The sequence below is a fragment of the Pseudobutyrivibrio ruminis genome, assembly GCF_015057245.1.
GTDB classification, from domain to species: Bacteria; Bacillota; Clostridia; order Lachnospirales; family Lachnospiraceae; genus Pseudobutyrivibrio; species Pseudobutyrivibrio ruminis_E.
Map to the genome: position 1 here is coordinate 356,004 of NZ_SVET01000001.1, position 18,535 is coordinate 374,538.

The 18,535-nt window shown below is 39.6% G+C and carries 14 protein-coding genes and 1 riboswitch; of the genes, 5 read left to right on the top strand and 9 right to left on the bottom strand.

Translation table 11 applies throughout. The features are described from left to right. Position 1 precedes the first annotated feature (1 nt). From E7274_RS01725 to argS, 7 genes are all read right to left on the bottom strand, one after another. A complete protein-coding gene (locus E7274_RS01725; protein WP_304173198.1) occupies positions 2-1,534 on the bottom strand; it encodes an ABC transporter substrate-binding protein in 1,533 nt (510 codons plus the stop codon). Positions 1,535-1,540: 6 nt separating this feature from the next. Further along, positions 1,541-3,136: a sirohydrochlorin cobaltochelatase gene (locus E7274_RS01730; protein ID WP_330598800.1), complete on the bottom strand. Its 1,596-nt coding sequence runs from the start codon at positions 3,134-3,136 to the stop codon at positions 1,541-1,543. Positions 3,137-3,292: 156 nt separating this feature from the next. Then, positions 3,293-3,478, bottom strand: a riboswitch (cobalamin riboswitch). Positions 3,479-3,528: 50 nt separating this feature from the next. Beyond that, positions 3,529-5,688, bottom strand: a complete 2,160-nt coding sequence (locus tag E7274_RS01735) for an EAL domain-containing protein (protein ID WP_304173200.1) — start codon at positions 5,686-5,688, stop codon at positions 3,529-3,531. 111 nt (positions 5,689-5,799) lie between these two features. Beyond that, positions 5,800-8,364: a translation factor GTPase family protein gene (locus tag E7274_RS01740; RefSeq protein ID WP_304173202.1), complete on the bottom strand. Its 2,565-nt coding sequence runs from the start codon at positions 8,362-8,364 to the stop codon at positions 5,800-5,802. Further along, on the bottom strand, positions 8,364-9,230 hold the full coding sequence (locus E7274_RS01745; RefSeq protein ID WP_074789312.1) for a YitT family protein: 867 nt from the start codon (positions 9,228-9,230) through the stop codon (positions 8,364-8,366). The genes E7274_RS01740 and E7274_RS01745 overlap by 1 nt, the downstream gene beginning before the upstream one ends. After that, entirely contained in the window at positions 9,220-10,554 is a 1,335-nt protein-coding gene (locus tag E7274_RS01750; protein WP_304173204.1) for an RsmB/NOP family class I SAM-dependent RNA methyltransferase, read from the bottom strand. Before E7274_RS01750 ends, E7274_RS01745 begins: the two co-directional genes overlap by 11 nt. Next, positions 10,554-12,314 (bottom strand): arginine--tRNA ligase, encoded by a 1,761-nt coding sequence (argS, locus tag E7274_RS01755; protein ID WP_304173206.1) that lies wholly within the window; start codon positions 12,312-12,314, stop codon positions 10,554-10,556. The genes E7274_RS01750 and argS overlap by 1 nt, the downstream gene beginning before the upstream one ends. 207 nt (positions 12,315-12,521) lie before the next feature. Between argS and E7274_RS01760 the strand changes: the two genes are divergently transcribed. From E7274_RS01760 to E7274_RS01780, 5 genes are all read left to right on the top strand, one after another. Further along, entirely contained in the window at positions 12,522-13,580 is a 1,059-nt protein-coding gene (locus E7274_RS01760) for an iron-siderophore ABC transporter substrate-binding protein (protein ID WP_304173208.1), read from the top strand. Then, the gene (locus E7274_RS01765) at positions 13,573-14,571 is read left to right on the top strand and encodes a FecCD family ABC transporter permease (protein WP_304173210.1); all 999 of its coding nucleotides are present in this window, start codon (positions 13,573-13,575) and stop codon (positions 14,569-14,571) included. Before E7274_RS01760 ends, E7274_RS01765 begins: the two co-directional genes overlap by 8 nt. Then, on the top strand, positions 14,568-15,560 hold the full coding sequence (locus E7274_RS01770) for a FecCD family ABC transporter permease (protein ID WP_304173212.1): 993 nt from the start codon (positions 14,568-14,570) through the stop codon (positions 15,558-15,560). The genes E7274_RS01765 and E7274_RS01770 overlap by 4 nt, the downstream gene beginning before the upstream one ends. Then, positions 15,560-16,366 carry an ABC transporter ATP-binding protein gene (locus E7274_RS01775; RefSeq protein WP_304173215.1) on the top strand — a complete coding sequence of 269 codons (807 nt, stop codon included), beginning with the start codon at positions 15,560-15,562 and terminating at the stop codon, positions 16,364-16,366. Before E7274_RS01770 ends, E7274_RS01775 begins: the two co-directional genes overlap by 1 nt. Positions 16,367-17,129: 763 nt before the next feature. Next, positions 17,130-17,507 carry a thioesterase family protein gene (locus tag E7274_RS01780; RefSeq protein ID WP_033154376.1) on the top strand — a complete coding sequence of 126 codons (378 nt, stop codon included), beginning with the start codon at positions 17,130-17,132 and terminating at the stop codon, positions 17,505-17,507. Between the two features lie 34 nt (positions 17,508-17,541). Here E7274_RS01780 and E7274_RS01785 read toward each other — a convergent pair whose 3' ends face one another. Both E7274_RS01785 and E7274_RS01790 read right to left on the bottom strand, forming a co-directional pair. After that, the gene (locus tag E7274_RS01785) at positions 17,542-17,709 is read right to left on the bottom strand and encodes a hypothetical protein (RefSeq protein ID WP_167541227.1); all 168 of its coding nucleotides are present in this window, start codon (positions 17,707-17,709) and stop codon (positions 17,542-17,544) included. 53 nt (positions 17,710-17,762) lie between these two features. Further along, positions 17,763-18,518 (bottom strand): exodeoxyribonuclease III, encoded by a 756-nt coding sequence (locus E7274_RS01790; RefSeq protein ID WP_304173217.1) that lies wholly within the window; start codon positions 18,516-18,518, stop codon positions 17,763-17,765. Positions 18,519-18,535: the final 17 nt, after the last annotated feature.

An 18,535-nucleotide genomic window follows, 5' to 3' on the forward strand; every position in this document is an offset into this window, starting at 1 on the left:
GCTACTCCTTCAGTTTGTAAAAACATTCTCCCGATTTGTAGGAATCTGTAAGTATTAAATGCAGTTCCTCTATAAATTCTGCCACACTTGTGGTCTTTTGGAAATAGCCTTCTCTTAAACAATAAACATTTTTATTCTTCACAGCTTTAAAATCTGCCAGGGATGGTGCGGATACAACTAAATCCTCTACACTTTCAAGCTCCCCTTCAATAGTGCTGTTATAAATAAGAACATCAGCGTCTACTGCTCCAATATAAAAATCTTCCATTGAAATCTTCATTGTAGATAAGGCGTCTTCTGAATTAGAAAGATTCTCCGGTACATAAGTAGCCCCTGCCATATCTATCATAGAAGAAATATAGTCACCATTTTTTCTAACTGTAATCTGACCATTGGAATTTACAGAAAAGAATGCAACTGTAAGTCCAGACTCTTCCATATCCATAACAGCTTTTGTTCTAGCTACCTGAGCATCGAATACTTCTGTTGCAACATCAAGCTTGCCATACAGCACGCCATAAAGCTTAATCCACTCAAGTCTTCCCAATGGTGATGTCTCATAGCTTGAAGTCTCAACCATAACTGGTATTCCAAGGCTTTCAAGCTTTTCCTTCACTTCCGGATTGTGGTATATCATGGTGTTTTCTATAGCAAAATTGCATCCATCTGATACAAGCAACTCATAATCAGGAGCGGAATACTTTCCTGCATATAAAATATCACCTGCTTTAATAGCAGACGCAGCCTCATCTATGCACCAATCCTTTGAATCAGTGCCAGAATACTTAATGCTACCAAGGCTATCTGTATTAACTATCAAATCCATTACTGATGTGGAAACAAGATATGTTTTATCAATATCAGAAAGAACCTGGATGTTATCCGATAATCCTGTAATCTCAGCTTCAGAATCCTGTAATGGTCTTAGGAAATACTGATTAACACTTGCCCCTGTAATTGTTATGAATGCATACTCTCCATTGTTATCATCGATATAATAATCAACTGTAAAATCCTTGGCGTAATCAAGATCCAATGATTCTTTATATTTTAGGTTGCCCAAACTATAAGTATCATCTGAATCTGCTTTTGTATCTGTAGATTCTTTGGCTTCGTCGTCCCCATTTTCGCCAGGAGCATATACCGTCAGCTCATACTCTATCTCATGAGGAGTGCTCATAGCTGTAGTGTCACCAATTACAATAAAAGGCTCATCAAATTCCGAAAATGGTATCGTAAATACGGAGTTCTCATCTACCGCTGCCTCATTATCGTATTTGACATCATCAACCACCATGTAATCATAGTGAGAGCTTGACCATACAAGCTTAACAGTCTTTTCCTCTCCCTCCACCACAACTGTGGCTGGTGATTCTACTGTAGCCTTTCCGCTACCACCTGTAAGAGTAACATTACAGCTATACTCACCATCTGTAATCTCATCTGTTGTATTTTCTATTTCGTTACTATTAAAAAAGCTGCAGGCTGTTAAATTAATAGCCAGCGCTGCAGCAAAAATGAATTTCTTTTTCATAAATTACTATTCTGCTAATTCAGGATTTGAAACTGAAACCTTATGGTCATACCAGCTTCCACTTTCTCCTAATAATGCTAAATCAAATTCCTTATCTAATGCTTCAACAGGAATGTCAAAGCCATATACAGTTTCTGTTGTTCCATCTGAGTATGTTACCTCATCCTCTGTTGGCTGAAGCCAGTTAGCTTCGTCATTTTCTGCATCTGCAGCTGTTCCAAGATAAAGGTTAACAATTTTCTTTGAAACTAATGATACGTGAATAGACCTCTTACCATTCTTAACTGTAAGCTCGCCCTTGCCGTTTTCAGCTTCATTTACATGAAACATGCTGCTGTCTGTTGTAAAGTCAGCAAGATATGTCTCGCCTTCCTTAAGCTCGTCTGTATGTGCAGACTCTACTGGCTCTACGCCTGTTGCATCAGATGTGTGCTGAACGTAGATAGCCTGAACATCTGCAATTTCACCAAGGCCTGCAATCTGGCACTCTACAGATTCAAATGAACCATCTGCCTCAAACATTGACTTCCATGAATCTTCTTCATCACCAGCCATATCGTTGTTTGCATGGTCACCTGCAACAACCATAAGTGGACGAAGAACAACCTTTGTATAACCAGCTTCCTTAACTGCAGCGATGATATTCTCGCAAGAAGTCTCTTCTGGCTCACCCTCTACAGTACCGATAAATACGTTATCATAACCAAGCTCATCCATCTGTGTCTGCATCTGACTGTAAGTAACCTTTGCAGTGTGGCTTGTACCGTGTCCCATGAATACAAATGCAACACCATCTTCAGCTGCTGCTTCTCTGCTTTCGAAACCACCATCAGCAACTGCCTCTGCTGTAATAGCCTTTGCAACTGTTTCCTTATCAGCATTTACTTCTGTAGCATCTGCTCCTACTTCACCAAGAAGTGGCTCAGCAATCTTTACAGATTCAAACTTATCAGCATATTCTTCAACTGCTGCTGTCAATTCATCATACTCAGCGCCGTGCATCAAATGTGTTGGTTGAACAACAAGGTTCTTAACACCATTTGCAACTGCTCTATCAAGAGCCTGTTCTACATTATCAATCTTTTCATTATCACGAGCCTGAATGTGGTTGATAATAATCTGTGCTGTAAATGCACGTCTTACTGACCAATCAGGATATGCTGCCGCAATTGCCTTTTCAACTCCGCCAATGTCAGCAACACGACTATCGTTAAATGAAGTACCGAAACTTACAACAAGGATTTCATTCTCACCAATATCATCCTGGTTTAAAGGATCATCCTTAGAAGCATCACCTGTATCTCTTCCGAAATAATCTGGATCTGCATATTCACCTTCTACAAGCTCCTTCTGAGCATCTGTAAGAGCATCCCATGCTTCCTTTGCAGCTGTACACTGAGCATCTGTCTCATCTGTTCTCTCCTGAACATAGATTGCATCAATAAGTGCTGCTACATTATCTGCTGCCACCTGATCATCAATCTCCTCTGTCTCTACACTTTCCTCTGTAGTCTCAGTCACATCTGCAGACTTACCGCAAGCAGCAAATACAAATGCTGCTGACATGAAAAGTGCTAAAATCTGTAAACTTCTCTTTTTCATGATTTCCTCCTATAAAATCGTTCAAATTAAAAATTTGCAAAAGAATTCACGAAAAGAAAAAGACTGCCAAAGGCAGTCTCTAATCAATCAAAACACAAAAACATGAGGCAATTAGCCTCCAAGATTCATGCGAATAATGATTCGAGTCCCGCAAATCATAATTACAAGAAATAGGCAGGTCTCCTGACTTCGATCATCGCACGCTTTCTCTTCCCAAGAATACTCAGTGATATGAAAGCGAGCTCCCTAACACAGTGACGGCTTCGCTCTGGATTCTCACCAGATTCCCTTTTCACCCATACATACATAAATACTATGGGCACCTAAATCCTATGAACGATATAAATTTCTTAAAGAAAATACCACATTTATAATGAAGTGTCAAACCACTATCAATCCTCTGCAATTGATAAAATAGCCACTTCGTAGGCCTTATATCCATGAATTGGGTTAACAGCTATTTTCCTAATAAAGAAGCTAGTGTAATAATCCTGTTCCTGCATATTCTCTACGTGAACCCACTTGTCGATATCATTACATTTATCCACCGCTTCCATGAATTCCTTTATAGGCTCCTTTTTCTGTTGAATCATGGCATTTCCCAAATCTACTTCATCCAGATATCCCATCTTCATAAGGAACTTTGCGAAATTACGATTGTATCTAAGAATGTATGAGCTATCATCCCGAATTTCTAAAACACCAGTAGGAATCTGTCCAAAGAATTCATTAGCATCCCAATTATAATCATTATTTACTATTGGTTCTATAATATTGATTTTGCCAACGGTTGTATAATATTCGCTTTCTTCTAAAGCCTCTATAACATTACCAACTTTGGCACCATAAATTGTATACCATTCATCAAGTGGGATAGGCTTTGCAAAGTAAAATCCCTGCATTTTGCTACACCCAACTTCTCGCAAAAATTTAACCTGCTCTATTGTCTCGACACCTTCTACAATTGTATCAATTCCCAGCTTTGTAATCATTTGTATAAGCTCTTTTACTATGATATGATTTTTCTTGGACATACCAAACTCACGCATAAAGCGCATATCTAGCTTGATTAAATCAAAATCAAATTTTTGCAAAATATTTAAGGATGAATATCCGCTACCGAAATCATCCATCCAAACCTTAAAGCCTGCATCGTGAAATCTTCTAATCTGTTCAGAAACGAATTCCTCGTCCAATGTAGAGACGCTCTCTGTAATTTCTATGGTAATCATCTCAGAAGAGATTGTTGAGGCCTCTACTCGCTTTTTTATTTCCTCTACAATATCGCATAATTCGAAATCGTATTTCGAAAGATTGATAGAAACAGGAACAATCTGAAATCCCTTCTTAACCACTTCTTCCAAATCTCGTAATACGCATTCCAATATATATAAATCAAGTTTATGAATAAGCTTTGCATCTTCCAGAACATAAATAAAATGATTAGGTGGAATAATTCCTCTTGCTGGATCAATCCAGCGTGCCAATGCTTCCTCATCACAGACTCTGCCATTTACAGATCTCATAATCTGCTGATAGTAAGGCTGAATCCAACCTTCTCTGATTGCTTTTTCAAATGTATTAATTACATATTCATAGTGAGTAGCAACAACATGTGTATTCTCATCGTAAAAAGCATACTTGGAAAGGTAAGCGCCCTTTTCCTTGTCACTAACAATCTTTGCTCTATCGCAGGCACTGCTGGCTGGAACATCCTCAAATGCCATGGAGTATACACCTACATGAATCGGCAAAGTTTTACCATCATTTGCGCGCTTCATATCTTTGAAAATGTTCTGAAGTGTAGCTTCAATTTCTTCCATCTGTGTAAACACAGCAAAATGGTCAGACCCCATTCTTCCACAATTTTCATTTGAAAAATACTTTCTTAAAATATCTCCAAATGCAATAAGTAGATTGTCCCCTTCCTTGAGGCCAAATTTTTCATTGAAGTATTTCATACCGGTGAAGTCAAAGAAAACTATACCAGGAGTTTTACCCTCATCATATATCGCCTGCTTACCTGCATCTGCCAAAGCAAGAAAATATGACATGTTTGGTAAGCCTGTAAGAGTATCATAAAAATTATCTCTTATCAGACTTTCCTTTGACATCATGTCTCTGAAATTAGAAGCCAGTTTTTCTGTAAGGGGATTATCAAAATCTTCGCCCATGCCTTCCACCATATATATGGTACTGGAAAGCATAGTCCCATCCTCTGTAATGAAATGTTCACCATGAGAATGTATAATTACATAGTCATTAATGATATGTGAAAGTGTTCTGTAAACACAATCGAAATTATCTCCGCCTAAAGCGAATTTCAATGCGGCATCTGCAACCCTTGCCTTATCATCTGGATGTGTATCCCGATACATATCTTCGTCGAATAACTTGGCAATATTTTCTCGGGAATCTCCCATAAGCTTACACATTCCATCTGTAACAAGAATAGTTACAACTCTTTTATCTATAAGCTGGTAGATTACAAGAGGAATATTAAGTTTCTCAAGTGCATTTCTCTCTGTATCCTGAAACTGATATCTAGTCATTTTTCACCCTCCAACTGATAGTATGGTTACTTATGCCTCATCAATACATCGATTATAAATAATTAATATGAATTAATTGTTAAAAATTCATTATTTTCCTCTTGTAAACTATTATTTTATGTTGTAGTTTTCTCGAAGTTCTTTGGCCTTTCTCTCCACCTCTTCTATAAACTCTCTAGAAGATATCAACCTTGCCCCGGCTCCTCTGATAATCACCTGCTCTAAGCCATCTGAAGTTACAACGGTGATATCGTATTTTTTACCATGCTCGTGGGTGAATCGCTCTATGTATGCATCGGCAGTCTGGGCCTCTGCTGTAAACACCTGATGTATATTTAAATAATCAGATGCTGTGACCTCATGGCCTTTCACTCTATATGCATCAAAAACAGCAATCACATTGTAGTCTGTCATGGCTTTATAATTGCTAAGAATATCTAGTAGCTTTCCTCTGGCACCATCCAGATTTTCTTCCAGAACTTCCTTTAATTCAGGCCAAGCGTAGATAAGATTATATCCATCCACAAGTAGATATTTATCCTTTGCCTTTACCTCCTTTGGAGCTTTATATACATAGTCAGAATCTACTCTTCTTGGTCTTATGCTTTCTCCATAATGCCATCCCTTTTTAGGATTTTTTCCTTGATTACTATGTGTAGCAAGCTGAAGGATTTTGTCTATCTCATCTGGATCAAGCCATTCATCTTCGCTGTGATTCATACGCTTGGCATTAATAGGAATATCATTATCCATGGCTGTATTTGATTTATCCTGTCTGCAAGGCACATGACACCTATCCTTAACCTGGTACCATGGAACAACTTCCGCTGCACCATGGGAACAAAATACAGAAGAAGCAGGATTATCAATATCAGCATCTGGATCATATCCGTAAGCTTCCATTACCTCATCTGGATTTTTGCATTCTGAATAACCAGCAAATGTAAGGTTAATTTGGCCTTGGCCTTTTGTAAATGTCACAAGAACAGACTGATAATTTCTGATTGCAGCTGCAGGAGCATATCCTCTGATAATGCTAAGGCCTCCATTATCCTCCGGCACTTCAAAGGAACCCTTCATATTTTCCACATCAGTCATCACTCTTCCGATTTGTTCTGAAGGAACGGAAATTTCGAAATTGAAATATGGCTCCAGGATTGTTGTCCCTACCTCCATTAGTCCTTGTCTGATAGCTCGATAGGTAGCCTCTCTGAAATCTCCACCTTCAGTATGTTTGATATGGGCTCTTCCGCCAATAACAGTAAACTTTATATCTGTAAGAGGCGCACCAATGGCAACTCCAAGGTGCTCCTTTTCAAGAATATGTGTAGTTATAAGTCTTTGCCAATTAAGAGCCAAATCATCAGTAGAAACATCAGTGTCCACCTGTATACCACTACCTGGCTCTAAAGGCTCCATCAAAATATGAGCCTCTGCATAATGACGAAGTGGCTCGAAATGTCCTACACCTTCAACCTTGTCTGCAATAGTCTCTTTGTATAAAACGCCTGATTCTACAAACTCTGCTTTTATTCCTAGCTCGTTTTCAATTCGATTAAGTATTATTTCCGTTTGAACTTCACCCATCAAATTGAAGGTTATTTCCTCAAGCTTATCATTCCAGCTAACATTGAGAGATGGGTCCTCATCGTTAAATGCACTAAGCTTTGGATATGCAAGACGAGGCACAGTATCGTCTTTAAAATTAAGAGTATATTTTAGAACAGGATTTAAAGTTAGCTCTGGCCTGTTATTCTCCACTCCCATACCTTCACCGGCAAATGTAGCTTTAGGACCGATTAGTGCAACAACATCACCGGCCTTTGCCTCATCTATTTGAGTATATTTAGCTCCAGAATAAAGTCTTATCTGATCTACTTTCTCGCCATTTGGAAGTGTATCCTTTACCTTTAAGCTACCTGCGGTAATCTTTGTAAAGGTAAGTCTTGAATCTCGTGCCAGACTTTCGATTTTATAAATTCTTGCACCAAACTCAGTTCCCTTTTCTTTCTTCTTACCGGAATAGTTGCTTAACTTTTTCATAGAGTCGAGAAGCTCTTTCACGCCTGAATCCTTAAGGGCTGATCCAGTTAATACAGGAAAGATTTTCCTTGAAATAATCATATCGTAAATACGATAATCGGAAAGCTTACCTGTCTCAAAAAACTCCTCCATTGCCTCTTCATCTTCTGCAGCAATATCCTCGTGATTTGAAAGAAGAACGCAGTTGCCACTAAGCTTTTCTTTGAGATTAGGAAGTAGAGAATCTGCCGCCACAGAAGGCATATCCATCTTATTAATAAAAATGATAGTTGGTACTTTGTTTTTAGAAAGCAAGTCAAAAAGAGTCTTTGTATGTGCCTGAACACCATCGGTGCCGCTTACAAGAAGAATTGCAAAATCCAGAGCCCAAATAGCACGCTCAGTTTCAGTTGCAAAATCCACGTGACCTGGAGTATCAAGAAGTGTAATACTTCCCCCTTCCACGTCAAAAACAGCAGGCTTCGAAAAGATAGTTATCCCTCTATTCTTCTCCTGCTGATCAGTATCTAAAAAGGCGTCCCCCTTGTCTACTCGACCGGTGGACGCCAAAACTCCTGCGTTGTAAAGAACCGCCTCCGATAATGTTGTCTTACCTGCATCAACATGTGCAAGTATTCCCCATGTTGTATTCATTAGTTATACCCTCTAAAGCCTTTACCTATAATCTCGCTACTATTTGTAATTGCAATAAATGCACCAGGATGATTTCTTCTAATGTAGTTCTTAAGATCAACAGCCTGCTGTCTTTTAAGAATAGTTAGAATGATAGTCTTTTCCTGATGGCCATAAGCGCCCTCCGCCTTGTAAATGGTAGCGCCCTTTCCTAGCTCCTCTGTAATGTATTTTACAATTGGATCTGGATTTGAACAAATGATTGTAAAGTATTTTACCAGGTTAATATTTTCGATTGTTTCATCAACAACTAAAGACTTAGCTAATAAACCTACACATGAAAATAAACCTGTTTGAATATTAAATACGAAACAAGCACAAATAACAATAAATACATCTGATAAGAACAATGCCGTGCCTATATTAATACTTGTATATTTTTTAAGAATCATTGCAACAATATCTGTTCCACCAGAAGATGCACCTAAATTAAAGAAAATTGCAGATGCAAAGGCAGGCAAAGCAATTGCAAACATAAGCTCCAATACTGGCTCGTCAGTAAGTGGGCCATCCATTGGATGAATCTTTTCAAGAAGGCTTGGTCCTATAGAAACAAGCAAAGTGATGTATGTTGTTTTGATTCCAAATTCTTTTCCGAAAACAAAGAATCCAAGCACTAACAAAAAGATATTAATAACCAGGTTGATATTTCCTGGAGTATGTGGCAATAGTGCAGCCAGCACAATAGAAATACCGCTGACACCACCAAATGAAAAATGATTTGGGAATTTAAAAAAGTAAATTCCAATAACCATAACAGCAGCTGCTATTGTAAACATTACATACTCATAAATATCCTGTTTGTGCATGTATATTTTATGTATCATACCTACGAAGTCCTTTCGGATAATGATTTTTGATTTGGCCTTTTACAGCCTTTCCCCACCCAATTGAATATCCATCAACTGTAATAAGAGTCCATCCATCCTTTACATCACATCTGATAGATTGACCTGTAAGATATGCATCAATTTCGGCACTATCTGATGATAAGTTATGACTGTTAGTCACCTCTGATGGCTTAAGTGCCAAAGCCAGAGCATGGCTTGGCTCGAAGCGGTTCTTTTTTAATGTACCTAAGAACAAGCCTCCTCTTAATACATGAAGACCATCAAAATCCGGACAGTCCTCAGGCAACATATAAAGCAAGTCGTTAAGTAATAGCAGGTTGCCTCTCCACTCCTTTGGATTTGTCATAGTCTCTTTAATGAATATTAAATAGTCATTTAATATTTTATCATTAATTTTCTTTAAGGAATAGGTTTCTCTGTTATCTTTACATTCTTCATATCGATTATCAGCATCTGCCTTTTCAAGTAAGGCTGCATAATGCCCCTCTCCCTTTACCTGATGTGGCCACAAACGCTGTTCCTTGATTAGCTTCATATCTGAATGTCTTGAAATGAAAGCCGCAACAGCTTCTTCATCCTCTAATCTGGCAAAAGTACATGTGCTATAGCACATCCTTCCACCAGGGATAAGCATCTCGTACGCTCTATCTAGAATCTCTGCCTGTCTTGCAGCACACATTTCAACAGACTCAAGCGACCATTCGCTACAAGCATCATGATTCTTTCTAAACATGCCCTCTCCGGAACAAGGCGCATCCACCATAATCTTGTCGAAGTATTCCACAAAACGCTCTGCCAGCTTGTCTGGATATTCCGATGTTACAATGCAATTTTTAATGCCGAGACGCTCAACGTTTTCTGAAAGAATCTTTGCACGATTTTTCATAGGCTCGTTGGAAACAAGAATCCCCTGTCCGTCGAGATATCCTGCAATCTGGGTAGATTTACCACCAGGCGCAGCACACAAATCCAGGCAGAAATCCCCTGGATTTGGCGAAAGCATCTCTACTGGAAGCTGTGCAGAAGCATCCTGAATATAGTAAACTCCAGCACTATGATAAGGATGAAGACCTGGTCTTTGATCCTCATCGTAATAGTATCCATTCGGGCTCCAATCTACTGAGCCTGTCAGCATATGACTAATTGTAGTCTTTGCTGCATCGTCTGCCTTTATTGGATTAAATCTAAGGGCTGATATTTTGTTCTCATCATAAGAACGTAAAAACGCATGGAAGTCAGGACCTAAGTCCTGCTCCATGCGATTAACGAAATCAATTGGTAAAAATGTTTGATCAGACATTACATACGCTCCGGTGCTTTGAAGCCAAGAAGATCGATTGACTTCTCAAGAACTCCTCTTGTAAGCATGAGAAGCTTGAGATAGCTAGCCTTAACAGCTGCATCCTCCTCAGCTAAAATCTTTGTATCGTGATAGAATCTATTGAATGCATTAGCTAAATCATAGATGTATGCACAAATCTTGTGTGGTGCCATGTCCTCATAAGCAGATGTAAGAGCCGCCATGAACTTTGTAAGCTCAAGCTGTAATCCTCTTTCTGACTCTGAGTGTGCTGGCAAGATATCGCCATCAACGCTGTCTACTCCAGCCTTAGCAAGAATAGACTTGCAACGAACGATTGTGTAAAGGATATATGGGCCTGTGTTACCCTCAGCAGATGTGAATCTGTCTATATCAAAGATGTAATCCTTTGAAGCCTGGTTTGAAAGGTCACCATATTTAACAGCAGAAAGTGCAACAACTGATGCTGTCTTTGCTGCCTGTTCATCATCCATTGTACCATTCTCTTTGATCTTCTCAAGCATCTTATCTTCTACTTCCTGAAGGAGATACTCAAGTCTCATAACTCCACCCTGACGTGTCTTAAATGGCTTACCGTCCTTGCCATTCATTGTACCAAAACCTACGAAATATAAGTTTTTATCAGCTGGAACAATGCCTGTCTTCTTTGCGCAACGGAATACCTGTGTGAAGTAGAGCTCCTGACGCTTATCTACTACATAGATGATTGAATCTGGATTGTAGTCCTTCATACGCCATACCATTGTTGCAAGGTCTGTTGTATTGTAGAGAGATGCACCATCTGATTTAAGAATCATACATGGTGGAACCTCTTTTGTATCTGTTTCTTCTTTGACGTCTACTACTAATGCGCCTTCAGAAATGTATGCAAAACCATCATCCTTCATCTTCTGAACCATATCTGGGATGTATGGCTGTGCATCGCTTTCGCCCTTCCAAAGGTCAAATGTAACATCGAGCTTTTCGTAGTTTCTCTTAAGGTCTGTAACTGAAACATTAAGAATATGAGAAAGAAGTGCCTGATAGCCTCTTCTTCCGTGCTGAAGCTCGTATGTAGCTGTCATAGCAGCTTCCTTATAAGCAGGATCTTCCTTTGACTTTCCAGATGCACATGGATAAATCTCCTCAAGCTCTGAAATAGTGAAAGGAGCTTCTGTTGGGTATTCTCCCTCAAAGCTTTCATCAAAGTATACAAGCTCTGGCTTACGAAGCTTTAATTCTGTAATGATAAGTCCCATCTGAAGACCCCAGTCTCCAAGATGAACATCACCGTAAACTTCATCGCCCATGAAACGAGCTGTACGCTTAATAGACTCACCGATGATTGCTGAACGAAGATGACCAACGTGAAGTGGCTTAGCAACGTTTGGTCCGCCGTAATCAATCATAACCTTCTTTGGTGTAGCTACCTTATCAACACCAAAACGCTCTGTATCTGATGCCATGCCACTAACAAATGCAGCAATAAACTCATCAGAAAGGTTCATATTTATAAATCCTGGAGGACATGCCTCGCACTTAGAAAACATTGCATTGTCAGCTAACTTCTCAACTACTTCATTAGCGATTGCAATAGGAGCTTTTTTGTACTCCTTAGCTGCTGCCATTGCACCATTACACTGAAACTGGCAAAGGTCAGGTCTGTTTGAAAGTGTTACCATTGCATATTTTTCATCGTAACCAGCTGCTTTAAAGCCAGCGATGACGACTTCTTTTATTTGTCCAAGAATCTCTTTCATCTCGTCCTCCGTATATAATCTTAATCTTGCGGTGTTCAATTATACCACAAACTATTTACGCATACAATTAAATGAGAAATTAGTATCAACTGATAAATATTATCAACATCAAATTATAGTTTGACGCAACTAATTCAAGCATGATATAGTAGTGCGCAGTTAGCTTTTGCTAACCTTTCTCAATTTACAACAGGAGGATTTTTTATTATGAGAAAAAAATTATTATCAATTATAGCAGCTGTTTCTGTATTTAGCACTGCTCTAGTAGGATGTAGCAGCGCCGATACAGCTACAACTTCAGATACAGGTTCTGCTGACTCAGCAAACACTGAAGTTACTGGGGACGATTCAGCATTTCCAATCACAATTGAGCATGCATTCGGAGAAACTACTATCGAATCAAAGCCAGAAAGAGTCGTTACACTTTCTTGGGCTAATCAGGATGCAATTCTAGCTCTCGGGGTTGTTCCAGTTGGTGTTTCTGCAGCGAACTACGGTCTTATGACAGACAACAAGCTTCACCTTTGGACAGACGAGGCATTCGCTGAATTAGGTGAAACAAATCCTAACGTATTTGATGATGAAACAGGCTGGGATTATGAAGCTATTGCAGCTGCAGAGCCAGATGTAATCATTGCTTCTTACTCAGGCTTTACTGAGGAGGAATACAATCTTCTTTCTGAGATTGCCCCTGTAGTTCCTTATATTGAAACTGCATGGAAAACAAACTGGAGAGATCAGACTATCGTAAATGCAACAGCTATCGGTATGAAGGCTGAAGGCGAAAAGCTTGTAGAAGAAACTGATGCATTAATCTCTGAAAAGCTTCAGCAGTATCCAGAGCTCGAAGGCAAAACAGCAGGTTTCTTCTGGGTTTCACAGGATGACATGAGCACATTCTACGCTTATCTTCCAAATGATCCTAGAGCCTCTTATCTTAATGACTTGGGCTTTGAAACTCCTGAAAGTATTCTTTCTCTTGCAGAGACAAGCGAGGATTTTTCAGTAACTATCTCTCGTGAGAACTGTGATTTATTAAACGATGTAGACATCATGATTGTTTACGGTGATGAAGGTCTTCTTGAGGCAATGCAGGCTGACGCTCTTATGAGTCAGATTCCAGCAGTAAAAAATGGAGCTGTTGTATTACTTGATTCAAACAGTGCTCTTGCAGCAGCAACTACTCCATCAATCCTTTCTATCCCTTATGCAATTGATGACTATCTTTCATTATTAAGTGAGGCTGCAAATAATATTAATGAATAAAAATAAAGCTATATCAATAACTATTTTAGGTATTGTAATCCTATTTATTGCAATAGCACTTTCTATAACCTACGGCACTAAGTCCGTAGGTTTATCCCATGTTTTGGATGCAATGATAGGACGCAATACCGATGTGTACGAAGTAAATATTGTTCAAACAAGGATTCCTAGAACTATATTTGGAATTATTGCCGGAGCTTCTTTAAGCATTTCTGGTGTTCTAATGCAATCTATTACAAGAAATCCTATAGCAGACCCTAGTATTTTAGGCGTAAATGCAGGTGCTTCTTTATTTATAGTTGCAGGCATCGCCTTTTTTAACATCCAGTCAAAGATTTCCTATATCGGTCTTTCCTTTGCTGGCGCAATGCTTACAGCCCTTATAGTTTACAAGCTTGCTTCTGTAGGCTATGGCGGACCAACCCCTATAAAGCTTGCAATATCCGGCTCAGCTACTAGCATCGCTCTATCATCCATCATAAGTTTGATAGTTATGCCAGATTCCAGCGTTATGACTACATACAGATTTTGGCAAATCGGAAGTATAGGTGGAACAAATTACGACGACATCAAGCTGATTCTACCTATTACTATTCTTGCAATAGTTGTTAGCTTGTGTATATCAGGAAATCTAAATACTCTTCTTTTATCAGAGGAAACAGCTATCGCTCTAGGTCTGAATGTAAATCGAACAAGAGCCATTGCTGCTATTTGCGGTGTCCTTTTATGCGCAACCACCACAGCATTAGCAGGTCCAATAAGCTTCATTGGTTTAATGGTTCCTCATTTTATTCGTATGGTGGTAGGCAGCAATCATATCCCACTAATTATATGCAGTGGCATTTACGGAAGCTCTGTTCTTATCATTTCAGATGTGCTTGGCAGAATCCTAGGTCGCCCAGGAGAACTAGAATCAGGAATTATGACTGCATTAATTGGAGCCCCTGTTTTCATCTTTATAATCAGAAAGGCTAAGGTACAAAGTCTATGATAAAGCGACGAAGAAAATACATATTTATCCTTTGTATTCTATTTGCCATTACATTGGTACTAGCCTTTTGTAATCTATCCATTGGTGAAAAGAATTATTCTATAGATCAGGTAATAAAAACTATCCTTGGACTCAGTGATGAAGGTTCATATATTATTGCAAAACTGAGATTACCTAGAACAATTACCGCTATACTTTGCGGAATTGCTTTTGGCGTTGCAGGGAATATATTCCAAACTCTATTAAACAATCCATTGGCAAGCCCAGATATCATCGGAGTTTCATCAGGTTCCACAGCCGCCGCAGTATACTGCATTCTTTTCCTTAATTTAAATAGAAATATCGTTTCTATCATTTCAGTATTTGCGGGAATATTAGTGGCCATATTGATTTACAAAATCTCTTATGTAGGAAGCTTTTCAACTAGCAGACTTGTTCTTGTAGGAATAGGATTTCAAGCCTTTTTTACAGCCATAGTTAATTGGATGGTAATGAAAGCTGCCGAATACGATGTACCAACAGCAATGAGATGGATGACAGGAAATCTCAACGGAATAGTAACGGACTCTCTTCCACTATTATTTATAGTAGTTGTAGTTTGTCTTCTATCAATAATAGCTCTTCGCCACGGCATGCAGTCACTGGCGTTAGGTGACCAAGTAGCAATTATCCTCGGTGTACGTATCAATTTAGTGCGCACAACATTAATAATATGTTCCGTACTATTAATTGCTTTTGCCACATCCATTTCTGGTCCTATCGCCTCAATTGCATTTTTGTCAGGACCTATAGCAGCAAAAGTATGTGGTAGAAACCAGTCTAATATTCTGTCCTCAGGACTTATAGGCGCAATACTGGTACTAGGCGGTGATTTTATAGGACAAAACATGCTAAACACGCGATATCCCGTTGGTGTAATCACCGGCATTCTAGGTGCACCATACCTAATATATTTACTTATTTCTCAGAATAGGAAAGGAAATATTTAATGGAACACAACACATTAAAAGCCAACAATATAAAGGTTGGATATGGAAATGGCAACATTCTAAACGATGTCAGCATCCATATTCCAGAAAACAAAATAAGCGTTATCCTCGGATCAAACGGCAGCGGAAAATCAACTCTTTTAAAGACTTTCTGTAGACTCTTAATACCAAACAGTGGAAGTGTCACATTAAACGATACCTCTCTTCTGTGCATAAAAACCAAAGACATAGCCAAAACAATCGGACTCCTCCCTCAGTCTCTTATAGCCCCAGAAGGCATTAAGGTTGCAGAGCTTGTATCAAGAGGTCGCTATCCTCATCGCAAGTTCATGGCACCACTTACATGCGAAGACTACGAAGCTATCGACGAAGCCATGGCTGCCATGAAAATCACAGAGCTTGCAGACCGTACTGTAGACGAGCTTTCCGGAGGTCAGCGCCAGCGCGTATTTATCGCCCTTGCCCTAGCCCAGCAAACCGACATTCTATTTCTAGACGAACCTACCACATACCTGGATATCGCCTACCAAATAGAAATCCTGGACCTCCTAAAGGACCTTAACCGCACAAAGAAAACCACCATCGTAATGGTTCTCCACGACATAAACCTTTCCTCAAAATACGCCGACTACATTTTCGCAATGAAAAACGGAAAGCTATTAGCCGAGGGCACCCCAAACGAAATCATCACCACCGATTCCGTCAAACAAATATACGGTATCGACAGCGTGATAATCGAAGACCCAATGTCCCTAAGCCCCTTCGTAATCCCAATAAGCGCCCACGACAACCTACAGAGATTCTAAACCTACTATTTACACATTTACCGTACATAGTAGTAGGGTCTGCCCCTCTAAGCTACCCCTGTCCCGGCCCGCCCCGCCCGCAGCGCTGCTGCCATCACTACAGGGGTACGTCACAGATTTTGGATTATCTAAATGTGTAGTCGCCCATATTTATTAGTAGGTGTTCTTACAAAGTTTTACAATTCTATCGGTAATGTATGGGTGGAGACGGACAAACACTACACTAAGTAATCATCAGTCTTAATCTAGCTTTGTATTAATTACTATTTGCCTTGGAGCGAGCTTAGAAAAAGGAAAACAGGTTTTGTAATAGATAAGCATGAGGCGCCATGGACGGCGCCGAAAGCCCGACAACGAAATGGACTGAGTTTAAGGGCGGTGCTTATATATACAAAACCTGTTTTTTATTTTTTCTTAGTGAGCGGAGTGGCAAAAGTAATAATACAAAGTCTAGTTAAGACTAGATGATTATATAAACTACATTGTCCGTCCCACCCATACATTACCTTCGAATAGTAAAAGCTTCGTAAGTACACCTACATATGGGCGACTTTACACATTAAGGTAATCCAAAAATCTGCTCCAATGATACCCCTGTAGTGATGGCAGCAGCGCTGAGGGCGGGGCGGGCCAGGGCAAATCTAAAGGGGGCAGACCCTACACAAAAACTATAAAAATGTGTAAATAGTAGGTTTGCGGGGCGTGATGTGTGGTATTATAGTGGAGGTCGCGAAATTATATTTGTTGGGAAAGGACTTATACTATGTTGGAAATTGGGATGAAGAATACCGCTGAGACGGTTGTGACCATTGATAATACTGCGAAGGCTTTTACTAGCGGGGCTCTTGAGGTGTTTGCGACACCTGCGATGATTGCTCTTATGGAGGAGACTTGCTGGAAAATGGTTCAGCCAGAGCTTGAGGAAGGCCTGGGTACTGTAGGAACAAAGGTAGATGTTAGCCATATGGCTCCTTCAGCTATTGGAAAAACTATTATTTGTGAGGCTACTCTTATTGAAATAGACGGCCGTAAGCTTTCTTTTGAAGTTGTTTGTTCTGATGAAAGCGGTGTTGTGGGTATGGGTACTCATGAGAGATTTATCATTAATAACGAAAAGTTCCTTGCAAAGGCAAATAAATAATAAAAACGGCTAGCCAGATGGCTAGCCATTAGTTTTATTCTTCGTCTGCATTTAAAGCAGCATCAATGATTGACATTAATTCCATGGCACTGCGGAAGCTAAGCTTTTCGTCCCGGTCAGCCCATGTGACCTGGCCCTGCCATGTGTCGTTTTCGCATTTATTAACATGTACTACAAATGTACCTTCTTTTTTATCTGCCATAATAAGCACCTCCCACTGATATACTCTATGATAGCATATTGCCCGCCTAATGCCTATTCAAAATCTAATTCTATTGGACAATGATCTGATCCCATAACTTCTGTATGTATCTTGGCATCCTTCATTCTGTCTTTTATATCCTCTGAAACTATGAAATAGTCTATGCGCCAACCTGCATTCTTCTCTCTTGCATGGAATCGATATGACCACCATGAATAGATTTCGGCCTGGTCTGGATAAAAGTATCTGAAGCTGTCTACAAATCCAGCATCCAATAGCTCTGTCATCTTGCCACGCTCCTCGTCAGTGAAGCCTGCATTACGACGATTTGTCTTAGGATTCTTGATATCAATTTCCTCATGGGCAACATTTAAATCTCCACAAAGGATTACGCCCTTTTTCTTGTTAAGCTCGCACATGTAAGCTCTGAAATCGTCTTCCCATGTCATTCTGTAGTCAAGACGCTTAAGCTCATTCTGAGAATTTGGTGTGTAGCATGTAATAAAGTAATAGTCCTCGAACTCGAGAGTTATTACTCTTCCTTCGTGGTCATGCTCTTCTATTCCGATACCGTAGCTTACAGAAATAGGCTCTTTCTTAGTAAAAATAGCTGTGCCTGAATAGCCTTTCTTTTCTGCATAATTCCAGTAGACGTGATATCCTTCTTTTTCGGAATCAAACTGTCCCTCGGAGAGCTTGATTTCCTGAAGACAAAAGATATCTGCATCTACCTCATCAAAATACTCCCAAAAGCCTTTTCCTACTACTGCTCTAAGGCCGTTTACATTCCATGAAATAAATTTACTCATATAACCTCCAGCTCAAA